Here is a 13,824-nt window from a genome sequence, read left to right as displayed (position 1 = left end):
TCGACCGACCGATCGGGCGAACTCGTACGGGCAGTGCCCTCAGGACTCCACGGGCTGCGGCACGTCGGTGCTCGCGCCGTCGTCGGCGGTGTCGACCGTGCCGGTGCGACGCCGCGAGACGAACACGGCACCGAGCGCGATCGCAGCCGCCACGACCGCGATCGAGATGCGCACGGCGTGGTTGGTGTCGGCGGGGACGCTCAGCTGGACGACGGCCGGGGCGATGAGCAGCGACACCAGGTTCATGACCTTGATGAGCGGGTTGATCGCCGGACCGGCCGTGTCCTTGAACGGGTCACCGACCGTGTCGCCGATGACCGTCGCGGCGTGGGCCTCGGAGCCCTTCCCGCCGTAGTGGCCGTCCTCGACGATCTTCTTCGCGTTGTCCCAGGCGCCGCCGGAGTTGGCGAGGAACACGGCCATGAGCACGCCCGCGCCGATCGTCCCGGCGAGGAAGCCGGCCAGCGGTCCGACGCCGAGTCCGAACCCGACGGCGATCGGGGCGAACGCGGCCAGGAGACCGGGCGTGGCCAGCTCGCGCAGGGAGTCCTTGGTGCAGATGTCCACCACGCGTGCGTAGTCCGGCCGGTCCTGCCCGGTCATGATCCCGGGCATCTCGCGGAACTGTCGGCGCACCTCGAAGACGATGGCACCCGCCGCCCGGGTGACCGCGTCGATCGCCAGCCCGGAGAACAGGAAGACGGTGGCGCCGCCGAGGATGACGCCGACGAGCGTGATCGGCGAGATGATCTCGTAGGTCACCATCGCGCCGACCACGCCGCCGGCCATGGCCTGACCGGCGTCGCTGATCTCAGCCAGCGCATGAGTGACGGCATCGGCGTAGGAGCCGAACAGCGCGGTGGCGGCGAGCACCGCCGTCGCGATCGCGATGCCCTTCGTGATGGCCTTGGTGGTGTTGCCGACGGCGTCGAGGTCGGTGAGGACCTGGGCACCCTCCTCGTCCACCTCGCCGGACATCTCGGCGACGCCCTGTGCGTTGTCGCTGATGGGCCCGAACGTGTCCATCGCGACGATGATGCCGACCGTCGTGAGCAGGCCGCAGCCGGCGAGCGCGACGAGGAAGAGCGCCAGCCAGACGCTGCCGCCGGCGATGAGGAAGACCGCGCAGATCGCCGCGGCGATGATGCCGGCGGTGTAGACCGCGGAGGAGAACCCGACGCCGATGCCGGAGAGCACCACGGTGGCGGCACCGGTGCGCGAGGTGGCGGCGACGTGCTTGGTGGGCTTCGAGGTCGTGCCGGTGAAGTAGCCGGTGAGCCACAGGATGACGCCCGCGAGCACGATGCCGACGACGACCGCGGCGATGACGATCAGCTGCGGGTTACCCGTGTGGTCCGCCAGCTCCTCGCTGACGCCCTGGATCTCGCCGAAGCTGGAGGGCAGGTAGGCGAGGGTCGCGATGGCGGCGAGGACCACGCCGACGACGGCGGAGATGTAGAAGCCCCGGTTGATGGCGGTCAGGCCGGACTCGCTGCCGCGGACCCGGGTGATGACGACGCCGAGGGCGGCGACGACGGCGCCGACCGCGGTGACGATGAGCGGCAGCACCAGTCCCTGCTCGCCCATGGCGGCGGTGCCGAGGATGAGGGACGCGACGAGCACCACCGCGTAGGACTCGAACAGGTCGGCGGCCATGCCGGCGCAGTCGCCGACGTTGTCGCCGACGTTGTCCGCGATGGTGGCGGCGTTGCGCGGGTCGTCCTCGGGGATGCCCTGCTCGACCTTGCCGACGAGGTCGGCACCGACGTCGGCCGCCTTGGTGAAGATGCCGCCGCCGACCCGCATGAACATCGCGAGCAGCGCCGCGCCGAAGCCGAAGCCCTCGAGCACGGCGGGAGCGTCCCCGCGGTAGACGAGGACCACCCCGGCCGCTCCGAGCAGGCCCAGGCCGACGACGCTCATGCCGACCACGCCGCCGGTGCGGAAGGCGATCCCTGCACCGATCGACCGGCCCCCGGGGACTGAGGCGACGGCTGCGACGCGGACGTTCGCGCGCACGGCCAGGGACATGCCGAGGTACCCGATCGCGGCGGAGAACCCGGCGCCGAACAGGAACGCGATCGCTCGACCGATCTTGACGCTCATGTCGGCGGGCAGGAGGAAGAGCAGCGCGAAGACGACCACGGCGAAGATGCCGAGCGTCCGGAACTGCCGCCGCAGATACGCCTGGGCGCCCTCCTCGATCGCGCCGGCGATCTCCTGCATCCGGGGAGACCCCGTGTCGGCCGCGAGCACCTGACGCCGCAGCAGCACGGCGATCACCAGCGCAACGATCGCGACCCCGGCGATGACCCCGACGATCGTCAGGCTCGTGGTACCCAGTTCCAGCATCCGCCCTCCTCGGCATCTGCCCTCAGCGACGACAGCGACGCTGTGGTGTTGATTCCGGCCGAGCGTACCTGCTGGACATTCGATGTCCGCAACATGGACACGGCGGGCCAGACTGGGACGGTGCCTTCTTCAGACCTCGTCGAGCTGCTGCAGCGGGTCGGCTCGCGTGACGGACGACTTGTCCACCTCGAGGTGATCTCCGCTCGCGAGGGACGTACCGCAGAGTGGCCCGCGTGGGCCGACCCCGATCTCGTCGCCGGCTACCGCGCGCTGGGCGTGGGCGCACCGTGGGTGCACCAGGTCGCTGCGGCCGACGCCGTCCACGCCGGGAGGCACACGGTGCTCGCGACCGGGACCGGGTCGGGCAAGTCGCTCGCGGCCTGGCTGCCGGCGCTCTCCGCCGTCCGGGGCGGTCCGCGCGAAGCGCGTCCCCGGACCGGCAGCATCGCGTCCTACGGCCGGCGGCCGACGGTGCTCTACCTCTCCCCCACGAAGGCGCTCGCCGCCGACCAGCTCGCCGGGCTCGAGCGGCTGCTGAGCGCGGCGCAGATCCGTGACGTCCGCGTCACGACGTGCGACGGTGACACCCCGCTGACCGAGCGTGACTGGGCGCGTGACCACGCGGACGTGGTGCTGTCCAACCCGGACTTCCTGCACTACTCGCTGCTGCCGGGCCACCGGCGCTGGCAACGGCTGCTCTCGGGTCTGCGCTACGTGGTGCTCGACGAGTGCCACGCCTACCGCGGCGTGCTCGGGGCGCACGTCGCGCTGGTCGTGCGGCGCCTGCTGCGGCTCGCCCGTTCGATGGGTGGTGACCCGACCGTCGTCGCCGCCTCCGCGACGACGGCGGAGCCGAGCCTCACCGCCGCGCGGCTGATCGGGGCGCCGGAGGAGGAGATCGTCTCCGTCACCGAGGACTCGGCACCGGCCGGGCGGCGCACGCTCGCGCTGTGGCAGCCCGCGATCGTCGGGGGTTGGCCCGGCGAAGGGGTCGACCTGCCGGCGTCCGACGGTCAGGACGAGCCACTGTCCTCCGGCCCGCGACGCAGCGCGACGACCGAGACCGCCGAGCTGCTGGCGGACCTCACGGCCGCCGGCGCCCGGTCGCTGGCCTTCGTGCGGTCCCGGTACGGGGCGGAGGTGGTGGCCGAGCAGACCCGTGCGCGGGTGCGGGAGGTCGACCCAGACCTGCCGGCCCGCGTCGCGGCGTACCGCGGCGGCTACCTGCCCGAGGAACGGCGCGAGCTGGAGCAGGCGCTGCGCACCGGTGACCTGCTCGCGCTGGCGACCACCAACGCGCTCGAGCTCGGTGTGGACGTCTCGGGGCTGGACGCCGTCGTGATGGCCGGCTGGCCGGGGACCAGGGTGTCGATGTGGCAGCAGGCCGGCCGGGCCGGTCGCGCCGGGGCGGACGGCGTCGCGGTGCTGGTGGCGAGCGAGGACCCGCTCGACGCGTTCGTCGTGCACCACCCTGAGACGGTCTTCGGCGTCGAGGCGACGACGTTCGACCCCGCCAACCCGTACGTGCTCGCCCCGCACCTGTGCGCCGCGGCGGCGGAGCTTCCGCTGACCGACGGCGACCTGCCGCTGTTCGGCCTGGGCGGCACCGAGCTGCTCGAGGAGCTGGAGCGGCGTGGACTGCTGCGCCGACGCCCGACGGGGTGGTTCTGGGACATCGCCCGCCCGGAGCGACCGCAGGACCTGACAGACCTGCGGGGCGGGGGCGAGCCGCCGGTGCAGATCGTGGAGGCGGCCACGGGCACCGTGCTGGGCACGGTCGACGGCGCCCGCGCGGACTCCACGGTCCACCCGGGTGCCGTGTACCTGCATCAGGGCCGGACGTTCGTGGTGGACGCGCTCGAGGACGACGTCGCGCTGGTGCGTGCCGAGAGCGACGTGAGCTACCGGACCAAGGCGCGCTCGACGTCCTCGGTCCGGGTGCTCTCGGTCCGGCAGACCTCGGAGTGGGCGGACCGCGACGGCACGACGGTGGTGTGGCGGTTCGGTGACGTCGAGGTCACCAGCCGCGTGACGGGCTACGACCGGCGGCGCCTGCCGGGGCTGGAGATCGTCGGCTCCTACCCGCTGGACATGCCGGAGCGGGTGCTGCCGACGACGTCCGTGTGGTGGACCCTTCCGGAGTCCGCGTGCGAGGCCGCAGGGGTGGGCCGGGACACGCTTCCCGGTGCGCTGCATGCGGCGGAGCACGCCTCGATCGGGCTGCTGCCGCTGCTGGCGACCTGTGACCGCTGGGACATCGGCGGCCTGTCGACGGCGCTGCACCCGCAGACCGGTCAGCCGACCGTGTTCGTCCACGACGGCTACCCGGGCGGCGCCGGGTTCGCCGAACGCGGGTACCGGGCGGCGCTCGAATGGGTGCGCGCGACCAGCGACGCGATCGTCTCGTGCGGCTGCGCCGACGGGTGCCCCGCGTGTGTGCAGTCACCGAAGTGCGGCAACGGCAACTCACCGCTGCACAAGGAGGGTGCGGTGCGGCTGCTGTCGCTGCTGCTGCGCTGCGCACCGAACGGGCCCGGGCCCGACTGAGGCCCATTCACCGATCCGGTCCGGCGCGGGCCTCCGCACGGGCGTGCAGCTCCCGTCCCTCGACCGGCCACCCCTCGGCCACGACGGCGACGCTCGCGCCGACCTCGACGTCCTCGCCCGCCACGCGACAGGTCACCAGCTCCGCGTCGTTGGTGCTCACCACCTCACGGGCCACCGCGCACGGCTCGGCGGCGCCGCCCGCGTGCAAGGCGGTCGCGCCGGCGAGCGCGCCGAGGTCGGCCGCAGTCTGCGCTACCCCTCGGGCGTGGACCGCGCGGGCGAGCCCGACGACGACGAGGGTCGCGGTGAGCAGCAGGGCGATGAGCGCGAGGCCGAGGACCGTGCCGGACCCGCGCTGAGGATCGTCGTCCATCGTCCCGCCGCCGGCCTTCCTGGTGCGGCCGCGCGTCACGGCCCCTCCCCCGGCTCGGGCAGCGCCCGTGCGCTCGCACTGGCCTGCAGGTCTGCCAGGCCGAGTGGACCCGGGATGCGGCGCGTCACCTCGACGACGACGTAGGCGCCGTCGCGCCCGATGCGGACCGCGGCGTCCTCGCCGGCGAGCTCCTGCGTGAGGTCGTGCACCACCTGGGACGTCTCGCCCAGCGCCGCCGACCGGGCGCCCGCCCGAGCCGCGTCGGCGACCCTGACCTGCGTCACGGCCGCGGACGCCGCCACCAGCAGCACCACGAGCAGCATGACGACAGCCGGCAGGACGAGCGCGGTCTCAGCGGTCGCGGAGCCGCGCTCAGGGTCTTCCCGGCGAGGCACGCGGGACGGCATCGTGCTCCCGCGGCGACGCACCTGCTCGTGATCCTGGCCCGTCGGCGGGCGGGGAGCCGCACCCCCGCCCGCCGACGGTCGTGCCGTCCGGCTCATCGGCTCAATCGATCCCGAGCGCCCGCCGGAAGATGGCCTCGAGCAGCCCCCTGACGAAGTCGCTCCTGATGATGAGGAGCAGGATCCCGGCCAGGGCGGCCGCAGCGACCATGACGAGGGCGTACTCCGCCGTCGCCATGCCGCCGTCGGCCGTGGCACGCAAGGATCGGACCCGGCGGGTGAGGGCCGCCCGCACCCGCCCGGCCCGACGTCTAACTGTCATCGTGTCTCCTTCCTCGACGCCCTCGGGGTCACCGAGGACTGGATGCTGACCGGCGGGACACCGGTCACGGGAGCGAGCCTGCGCCGTCCGGGCGACGCCGTGCGGGCGTGACCGTCGCGTGTGTGGACGGGCCGTCCGCGTCACGCGCAGCTGTGCACGGGACGGCGTCCGGCCGCCCAGGTGGCAGGGTGCATGCCATGCGCAGCGAGCCGTCGAGCGGCGAGTTCCCGACCCTCTTCACCGAGCGGTACCTGGAGTTCGCAGGCTGCCGGGTACTCGGGACCTTCGATGTGCCACCCGACGGCCTGGTCGCGAAGCTGCACCTCGTCGCCGTCACCGACCGCGGGCACGTGCTCGTGTGCGTGGGCGAGGACGGTGACGTGTTCCTCCCGGGCGGGACGCGTGAGCCCGACGAGTCCCTGGCCGACCTTGCCCGCCGAGAGCTCCGCGAGGAGGCCGGTGCCGAGCTCCGCGGCGAGCTGACACATCTCCTGGCGCTCCGCGCCGTGAGCGAGCGCCCGTCGCCCTACCGGCCACATCTGCCGCACCCCACGTCGTACTGGTCGTTCGCCGTCGGCCCCGCCGAGGTTGTGTCGGCACCGACCAACCCACCGGACGGCGAGCGCGTCGTGGACGTGCGCGCGCTACCCCCGGCCGAGGCCGTGGCGGCCATCGGCGAGAACGTCTCCGCGCACGGCGACGTCGTCCGGCTCGCCGCCGCACGCGGTCACTGCCCGAGCACGAGCCAGCCCGCGCCCAGGACCACGGGCACGACCCCGAGGAGCACGAACGCCGGGAGGTAGCACAGGCCGAGCGGCAGGACGAGCCGGACCCCGAGGCGGGCCGCCGCCTCCTGGGCCTGCCGGGACCGGTCCGCACGGACCGCCCCGGCCGCCTGCCGGAGCAACGGCCCGGGCGCGGCGCCGTCGACCCACGCGGGCTCGAGGGCGTCACGGAGCCGGCCGAGGGTCTCGGGGGCCTCCGACCAGGCCTCCGACCAGTCGGCGCCGAGCAGGAGGGCCCGGCCCGCCTGGACGAGCGCATCGCCGGTGGCCGACGTCGTCCCGGGTCCGTCGACCGCCCGGCCGAGCGCGGTGAGGGTGCCCGGCACCGACGCCCCGGCGGCGAGCGCGGCGTCCGCGAGATCGAGCAGCACGGCGACGTCGACCTCGGTCGCCGGCACCCGTCGTGGGCGGCGGGACGGGGCCGACGGCCGTGCGCACCTGCGGCGCACCGCCCACGGCAGGCAGGCCAGCCCGGCCAGCAGCACCAGCAGGAACCCGGACCCCGTCATGGCCGCCCCCGTGACCGGGCCCGACTGAACCGCCTCCCCCGCTCGGTGCCGCCGCCGACGGCGGCGCGCTGCAGTGCGGCCACCCACCGCCGCCCGGCGAGCACGAGCGCGATGCCGAGCACGAGGCACGCGGTGCCCGCACCTCCGCCCAGGAGCACGCCGAACGGGTCGGCTCCCACCGCGAGCCCGAGCACGAGACCGAGCGCCGGCAGCCAGCCCAGCAGTCTCGCCGTGGCCCGCGGGCCCGCGAGCGCGATGGATCGTGCTGCCTGCGCCTGTCCCGCCTCCGTCAGCCCGTCGGCGCAGCGCTGCAGGACGTCGGCCAACGGGGCGCCCAGCTCGCGGGTGAGTCGGCAGGCCGCGAGGGTGCCCGGCAGCGCGCCGGCCGTGGTCGGGCTCACGGTGACGTGCCGGCGCCGTCCCGCCCGGCCCGTCCGGAGCGGTCGGCGGGCGAGCGCGAGCAGCTGGGGCGGTACCCCGTCCTCCGAGTCGTCGCCCGCCGGCAGGCCGGCCCGGTCGAACGACTCGCCCCAGGCCTGCTCCACCGGCGCGCCCGCCCGGAGCCTGGTGGCGACCTCCATGACGAGCGACCCGAGGTCGAGGTCTCTCGCCCGGGAGCGGCGCCTGCGCCGGCGGCGCGGAACCGGCATCGGGCGGCGCGGGCGTGGGAGCGGACGACCGGGTGCCACCAGCAGTGCCAGCGCGGCGGCAAGCAGCGCGCCGGCCGCGAGCGCGGTCATGGCGCCGCGGCGTGGCGGCCGCGGACGGCACCACCCGCCCGGCGGCCGGTGCCCGGACGTGACAGCCCGAGTCGCAGCGCAAGCCCGTCCCAGCCGGGCCGCGTCAGGACCTCGCCGTCTCGGACCTCGAGGGCCGGGTCGCACCGCATGGTCGTCCCCTCTCGGCCGAGCACGCCGATCTCCGCGAGCCGTCGGACCCCGCTCCGGTCGCGACGGAGGTGGATCACGGCGTCGACCGCCGCGACTGCCTGCGCCGTCGTCGTCTCCTCCGCGAGTCCGGCCAGCGACCCGAGCGCGACGAGCCTGGCCGGGACGTCGACCACGGCGTTGGCGTGCACGGTCGCCCAGCCGCCCTCGTGCCCGGTGTTCAGCGCGGCGAGCACGTCCCGAACCTCCGCGCCACGGCACTCACCGAGCACGATGCGATCCGGCCGCATCCGCATGGCGGCACGGACGAGCTCGGCGAGCGGCACCTCGCCGACCTGCTGGACGTTGGCGCGCCGCACCTGGAGGTGCACCACGTGCGGGTGGTCCGGCCGCAGCTCGGCCGACTCCTCGATGCAGACGATGCGCTCGTCCTCGGGCACGAGAGACAGGAGCGCGGCCAGCAACGTCGTCTTGCCCGCACCGGTCGCTCCCGAGACGAGGACGTTGGCGCGCGCCTCCACGAGGGCGTGCAGCACCGGGACGAGCGCAGCGGGAACGGTGCCCCGGACGGCGAGGTCCTCCAGGGTGAGGGCCTGCGGCCGGTGGGTGCGCAGCGAGATCAGGGTCCCGTTCGCCGAGAGGGGCGGCAGGACGGCATGCAGCCGTGTGCCGTCGGACAGCGTGCCGTCGACCACCGGGCTCGCGTCGTCCAGCCGCTGGCCGCACGCCGCGGCCAGCCGGGTCGCGAGCCGGCGAACGGCGGTGGGACCGAGGTCGATGCCCGTCTCCACCGGCACCAACCCGCCGCCACGGTCCACCCAGACACCGGCACCACCGTTGACCAGCACGTCGGTGACAGCCGGGTCGTCCAGCAGGGACTGCAGCGGCCCGGCACCGCGCATCTCGGCCCGGACGGCGCTCTCCAGGCCGAGGAGCCCGGCCGCACCCAGCCGGTCGACCTCCGTGAGGGCTCCGGTCAGCGGCCTGCCCCGTACGAGCTCGCGGCGCACCTGGGCGACGGCGTCCGCTCCCTCCGTCACGACCGCAGACCCAGCGCGCGGACAAGCTCTCGAGCGGTCGCCATGAGGGCTCCGCGTCGCCGGTCGCCCGGCCGCAGGCCGTGCTCGACGTCGGAGGCGAGCTTGCGCTCCGTGCGCATCACCGCCGCCAGCGGCAGCCCCGCCGAGGCGGCGACCTCCTCGGCCTCCGCGGCGGGAGCCCGCACGACGAGGTGGACTGCGCAGCCGGCCGCCTGCAGCGGTGCGGCAGCCATCGCCGCGGCACCGGCCCGCACCCCGCCGCAGCAGAGCAGGACGACGTCGTCGCACCGGTCCAGCCACAGGTCGCGCGCCGCGCCGGGCGCCAGGACCTGGCGCGGCAGGTCGAGGACCACGACGTCGTGCCCCTGACCGAGGGCCCGGACGGCCGAGCGCACCACGAGGTCTTCGACGTCGGCGCCACCGCGGCGGTCGCCGGACAGCACGCGGACCAGGTGCCAGGTGGGCAGCGCGAGCGCCAGCCGTTCCGAGACGAGAGCCCCCCGCTCCTCGCGGATGTCGGCCCAGCGGCGCCCCGGGTCGAACTCGAGGCCGAGCAGCACGTCGAGGCCGCCGCCCGCAGGGTCGAGGTCCACCAGGGCGGTCGCGGAGCCGGCGGTGACGCACGCCCGCGCGAGCACGGCCGCGAGCGCGGAGGCGCCCGCGCCGCCGTGGGCGGCCAGCACGCCGACCGTCCGGGCTCGGTGCGGCGTCGCCGCGGTGACGAGCACGTCCAGCAGGCGGGCCTCGTCTGCCGGGAGACGCACCGCGGACGGGATCGCGGTCTCCGCGGCGGCGGCACGGGACGGGTCCACGAACACGTCGAGCGAGCCGGCCGTGGTCTCCTCCAGCACGACCGCGGCCGGCGGGACACGACGGTCGCCCGGGACGACGTCCAGCTCCAGCCCCGCCAGGTCGGCCAGCCTCCGGACGCGGTTGACGAGCTCCGGGTCGTCACCGTGCAGGACGACGGGCACCACGCCGTCGTGCGGCGACGCGGCCGCGGGGTCCTCGAGCAGCATCGCGGAGCTCGTTCCTGTCGTCACCGTCGTCTCCTCTCGTGCGGGCGACTCACTCGTCGCCCACCATGCAGCGGCCGCCCACGACTCGGCCGGGCCTCCGGCACGGCCTGTGGACGACGCGGCGTGACGCGGCCGCATGTGGATGCGGCGCGTCCCCCGGGCCGCGCACACCTCCGGCAGTAGCGTGGAATCCGTCAGAGAAGCCGAGGAGGACCTGTGACCACGCCCGACCCGAACCGCCCCGACGAGGCCACCGACGCCACGGAGGTACCCGGCGGGTCCTCGGAGCAGAGTGCCTCCGTGCCCGCTGGGGAGACCCCGCCACCGAGCCGGCCGAGCTGGCTCGCCGAGCCCGCCACGGACGACTCCTCCCCAGCACCGGCCGACGAGCCCTCCGCGGCCGTCGCGCCTGACCCCGGCAGACCCGCCACCACCACCCCGCCCAGCGGCACACCCGCAGCCGGCGCACGGACGGCGGGCGAGCCCAGCGAGCCCGCTGACAGCGCGCGGGACGATGAGCTCACCTCGACGGCGACCCGGCGCCAGGGATTCCTCGGCCGGACCGACGAGCCCCGCACGACCGCCGCGACCAGCTCCTCGAGCACGACGAGCACCTCGTCGCCCGCCGGCACCGCTGATCGCGAGAGCGGCCCCGCGCACGCCGCACCGATCACCCCGGCCACCGCGCCCGCACGTGACGAGGACGCCGCAGCGGCACCGGCCGGGGCGAGCACGTCCGCGGACGAGGCACAGCTGCGGGAACGCTGGGGCACCGATCGGGAGAGGCCTTCGGAGGCCGTGCTGGCCGGCGCGACGGAGGCGCGGCCGCGCTCTCGCGCGGGCGCACACTGGTGGAGCCTCCTGATCACCCTGATCCTCGGGCCGGTGGCCTGGTACCTCGTGGCCGACGCCGGAGCCCGGCTGACCCTCGGCGAGAACAGCCCGTGGCAGACCGGTGTCGTCTCCCCGGCGGCGCTCATCGAGCTCGCCGCGGGGTTGGTGGTCACCGTCGTCGTCCTTCTCGCGGCCCGCTTTTCCGCGCTCGGCGCGACCGTCGTCGGGTTGATCGTCCTGCTCGTGGGCACCGCGTTCGTCGCCGTCCCCGCCCGGGCGGCAGATCTGCTCGGACCCGTCACGGACTGGCTCGAGGGGCTCAACGCGTTCGGCGGGAACGTGGCCCATCACCTGTTGCAGGACGGCCCCTCCGGCCGGCTCGCGCTCTACGGCCTGACGCTGTTCGTCGTCGGCCTGGTCTCGGCGGGAGTCCGCCGGGCCGGCCGCGCCGAGCAGCGCCGTCGTGAGGCGTACGAGCGCCGCACGGCCCGCCACGGCAACAACAAGGCCTGACGCGCGCAGGCGGTCCCCGCACGGCCCGTCGCCGGAGTCTGCACGACGCCGCAACTTCGATATGTTGCTCTCGACAGCTTCCGTGCGCCCTGGGCACACCCCGGGGCCACCACGACCTCGTCACGGGAGGACGCAGATGTCCCAGAACGAAGCCACCCAGCCGGGTGCCGATCTCGAGAACCTCCTCCACGAGACCAGGACCTTCCCGCCCAGCCCTGAGTTCGCCGCGCAGGCGAACGCCACCGTCGAGATGTACGACGTCGCGGCAACCGACCGCGAGGCGTTCTGGGCGCAGCAGGCCCGGGAGCTCATCACGTGGTCGAAGGACTTCACCGAGGTGCTCGACTTCTCCGGCGCCCCGGTCGCCCGGTGGTTCGCCGACGGCACGCTCAACGCCGCGTACAACGCCGTCGACCGGCACGTGGAGGCCGGCCTCGGCGACCGCGTCGCCATCCACTTCGAGGGCGAGCCCGGTGACACCCGGACGCTGACCTACGCCGAGCTCAAGGACCAGGTCTCCCGCGCCGCGAACGCCCTCACCGAGCTCGGCGTCGCCACCGGGGACCGGGTGGCCATCTACCTCCCGATGATCCCCGAGGCAGTCATCGCGATGCTGGCGTGCGCCCGCATCGGCGCCCCGCACTCGGTGGTCTTCGGCGGGTTCTCCGCCGAGGCCCTGCACAGCAGGATCATCGACGCCGACGCCCGCGTGGTCATCACCGCCGACGGCGGCTACCGCCGGGGCAAGCCGAGCGCGCTGAAGCCCGCGGTCGACGAGGCGCTCGCCAAGGGCACCGACGTGCGGCACGTCCTCGTGGTCGAGCGCACCGGCCAGGAGGTCGCCTGGACCGAGGGGCGTGACGTCCGGTGGGGCGAGGCGTTGGAGGCGGCCTCCCCAGAGCACGCGCCGGTCGACGTCGAGGCGGAGCACCCGCTGTTCATCCTGTACACCTCCGGCACCACCGGGAAGCCCAAGGGCATCCTGCACACCACCGGCGGTTACCTCACCCAGACCGCCTTCACGTTCCGCCACGTCTTCGACCACAAGCCGGAGACCGACGTCTACTGGTGCACCGCCGACATCGGCTGGGTCACCGGGCACAGCTACGTCACCTACGGCCCGCTCCTCAACGGCACCACGCAGGTCCTCTACGAGGGCACGCCGGACACCCCGGACAAGGACCGGTGGTGGGACATCGTGGAGAAGTACAAGGTCACGATCCTCTACACCGCGCCCACCGCGATCCGCGCCTGCATGAAGTGGGGCGAGGAGTACCCGAACAAGCACGACCTGTCCTCGCTGCGGGTGCTCGGCAGCGTCGGCGAGCCGATCAACCCCGAGGCGTGGATCTGGTACCGCAACACCATCGGCGGCGGGAAGACGCCGATCGTCGACACGTGGTGGCAGACCGAGACGGGCGCCATCATGATCTCCCCGCTCCCCGGTGTCACCGCGGCCAAGCCAGGCTCCGCCCAGGTGCCGCTGCCGGGCATCAGCGCGGACGTCCTCAACGAGGCCGGCAAGCCCGTCCCGAACGGCGGCGGCGGGTACCTCGTCCTCACCGAGCCGTGGCCGTCCATGCTGCGCGGCATCTGGGGGGACCCGCAGCGGTTCCAGGAGACCTACTGGTCGCGCTTCGAGAACATGTACTTCGCCGGTGACGGCGCCAAGAAGGACGAGGACGGCGACGTCTGGCTGCTCGGCCGCGTGGACGACGTCATGAACGTCTCCGGGCACCGGCTCTCGACGACCGAGATCGAGTCGGCGCTCGTCTCCCACCCGTCCGTGGCCGAGGCGGCCGTCGTCGGCGCCAAGGACGACACGACCGGTCAGGCCGTCGTCGCGTTCGTCATCCTCCGCGCCGAGGCGGTCTCTCGCGCGGACGAGGAGGGCGAGGGTGGCGACGTGGTCGCCGAGCTGCGCAACCACGTGGCGAAGGAGATCGGCCCGATCGCCAAGCCGCGGTCGATCCTCGTGGTCGCCGAGCTGCCGAAGACGCGGTCGGGGAAGATCATGCGCCGGCTGCTCCGGGACATCGCCGAGGGCCGCGAGGCGGGTGACGTCACGACGCTGGCCGACTCCTCGGTCATGGAGCAGATCTCCAAGGGCATGAAGGCGGGCTGAGGCCCACCTGCTCTCCTGGGGGCGGCGGTCGGGCGCCGGCAGGCGCACCAGTCGCTCCTCGTTCCTCGTCGCGACGGCCAGGCCCACCCAGCCTGCCGGCACTCCGACCGCCGC

At 74.4% G+C, this 13,824-nt stretch carries 12 protein-coding genes; 4 read left to right on the top strand and 8 right to left on the bottom strand.

From position 1 onward, the window contains the following. Window positions 1–39: 39 nt before the first annotated feature. Complete coding sequence (locus ACFQQL_RS04875; protein ID WP_382391815.1) at window positions 40–2,352, bottom strand: sodium-translocating pyrophosphatase; 2,313 nt, start codon at window positions 2,350–2,352, stop codon at window positions 40–42. Window positions 2,353–2,445: 93 nt separating this feature from the next. Between ACFQQL_RS04875 and ACFQQL_RS04870 the strand changes: the two genes are divergently transcribed. Continuing rightward, window positions 2,446–4,899, top strand: coding sequence for a DEAD/DEAH box helicase (locus ACFQQL_RS04870; RefSeq protein WP_382391813.1), 2,454 nt, complete (start codon window positions 2,446–2,448; stop codon window positions 4,897–4,899). Window positions 4,900–4,906: 7 nt separating this feature from the next. Here ACFQQL_RS04870 and ACFQQL_RS04865 read toward each other — a convergent pair whose 3' ends face one another. The 3 genes from ACFQQL_RS04865 to ACFQQL_RS04855 form a co-directional block, all read right to left on the bottom strand. Continuing rightward, complete coding sequence (locus ACFQQL_RS04865; RefSeq protein WP_382391811.1) at window positions 4,907–5,311, bottom strand: Rv3654c family TadE-like protein; 405 nt, start codon at window positions 5,309–5,311, stop codon at window positions 4,907–4,909. Further along, entirely contained in the window at window positions 5,308–5,667 is a 360-nt protein-coding gene (locus tag ACFQQL_RS04860) for a TadE family type IV pilus minor pilin (protein WP_382391809.1), read from the bottom strand. The genes ACFQQL_RS04865 and ACFQQL_RS04860 overlap by 4 nt, the downstream gene beginning before the upstream one ends. 112 nt (window positions 5,668–5,779) lie before the next feature. Further along, entirely contained in the window at window positions 5,780–5,998 is a 219-nt protein-coding gene (locus ACFQQL_RS04855; RefSeq protein ID WP_382391807.1) for a DUF4244 domain-containing protein, read from the bottom strand. Window positions 5,999–6,195: 197 nt separating this feature from the next. On the opposite strand from ACFQQL_RS04855, the gene ACFQQL_RS04850 reads away from it, so the two are divergent. Beyond that, window positions 6,196–6,801, top strand: a complete 606-nt coding sequence (locus tag ACFQQL_RS04850) for an NUDIX hydrolase (RefSeq protein WP_382391805.1) — start codon at window positions 6,196–6,198, stop codon at window positions 6,799–6,801. Here the strand turns inward: ACFQQL_RS04850 and ACFQQL_RS04845 are convergent. From ACFQQL_RS04845 to ssd, 4 genes are read right to left on the bottom strand one after another with little or no spacing between them, the layout of a single operon-like run. Beyond that, window positions 6,726–7,292: a secretion system protein gene (locus ACFQQL_RS04845; RefSeq protein WP_382391803.1), complete on the bottom strand. Its 567-nt coding sequence runs from the start codon at window positions 7,290–7,292 to the stop codon at window positions 6,726–6,728. The genes ACFQQL_RS04850 and ACFQQL_RS04845 overlap by 76 nt on opposite strands. Beyond that, window positions 7,289–8,032: a type II secretion system F family protein gene (locus tag ACFQQL_RS04840; protein ID WP_382391801.1), complete on the bottom strand. Its 744-nt coding sequence runs from the start codon at window positions 8,030–8,032 to the stop codon at window positions 7,289–7,291. Before ACFQQL_RS04840 ends, ACFQQL_RS04845 begins: the two co-directional genes overlap by 4 nt. Beyond that, window positions 8,029–9,219 (bottom strand): TadA family conjugal transfer-associated ATPase, encoded by a 1,191-nt coding sequence (locus ACFQQL_RS04835; protein WP_382391799.1) that lies wholly within the window; start codon window positions 9,217–9,219, stop codon window positions 8,029–8,031. The genes ACFQQL_RS04840 and ACFQQL_RS04835 overlap by 4 nt, the downstream gene beginning before the upstream one ends. Beyond that, window positions 9,216–10,262, bottom strand: a complete 1,047-nt coding sequence (gene ssd, locus ACFQQL_RS04830; protein ID WP_382391797.1) for a septum site-determining protein Ssd — start codon at window positions 10,260–10,262, stop codon at window positions 9,216–9,218. The genes ACFQQL_RS04835 and ssd overlap by 4 nt, the downstream gene beginning before the upstream one ends. Window positions 10,263–10,454: 192 nt before the next feature. Here ssd and ACFQQL_RS04825 point away from each other — a divergent pair, with 192 nt between their 5' ends. Then, a complete protein-coding gene (locus ACFQQL_RS04825) occupies window positions 10,455–11,585 on the top strand; it encodes a hypothetical protein (RefSeq protein WP_382391795.1) in 1,131 nt (376 codons plus the stop codon). A gap of 136 nt (window positions 11,586–11,721) precedes the next feature. Beyond that, the gene (acs, locus tag ACFQQL_RS04820; RefSeq protein WP_382391793.1) at window positions 11,722–13,710 is read left to right on the top strand and encodes an acetate--CoA ligase; all 1,989 of its coding nucleotides are present in this window, start codon (window positions 11,722–11,724) and stop codon (window positions 13,708–13,710) included. Window positions 13,711–13,824 lie beyond the last annotated feature (114 nt).

It is taken from the genome of Georgenia alba (genome assembly GCF_042665525.1).
GTDB lineage: Bacteria > Actinomycetota > Actinomycetes > Actinomycetales > Actinomycetaceae > Allobogoriella > Allobogoriella alba.
Note: the sequence above shows the minus strand (reverse complement) of the source record. Positions and strands in the feature narration are given on the sequence as shown.

Coding starts and splice junctions, on each gene's coding strand:
- ACFQQL_RS04845 (WP_382391803.1), bottom strand. CDS start 7,292: ATGACGGGGTCCGGGTTCCTGCTGGTGCTGCTGGCCGGGCTGGCCTGC.
- ACFQQL_RS04855 (WP_382391807.1), bottom strand. CDS start 5,998: ATGACAGTTAGACGTCGGGCCGGGCGGGTGCGGGCGGCCCTCACCCGC.
- ACFQQL_RS04850 (WP_382391805.1), top strand. CDS start 6,196: ATGCGCAGCGAGCCGTCGAGCGGCGAGTTCCCGACCCTCTTCACCGAG.
- ACFQQL_RS04870 (WP_382391813.1), top strand. CDS start 2,446: ATGGACACGGCGGGCCAGACTGGGACGGTGCCTTCTTCAGACCTCGTC.
- ACFQQL_RS04875 (WP_382391815.1), bottom strand. CDS start 2,352: ATGCTGGAACTGGGTACCACGAGCCTGACGATCGTCGGGGTCATCGCC.
- acs (WP_382391793.1), top strand. CDS start 11,722: ATGTCCCAGAACGAAGCCACCCAGCCGGGTGCCGATCTCGAGAACCTC.
- ACFQQL_RS04840 (WP_382391801.1), bottom strand. CDS start 8,032: ATGACCGCGCTCGCGGCCGGCGCGCTGCTTGCCGCCGCGCTGGCACTG.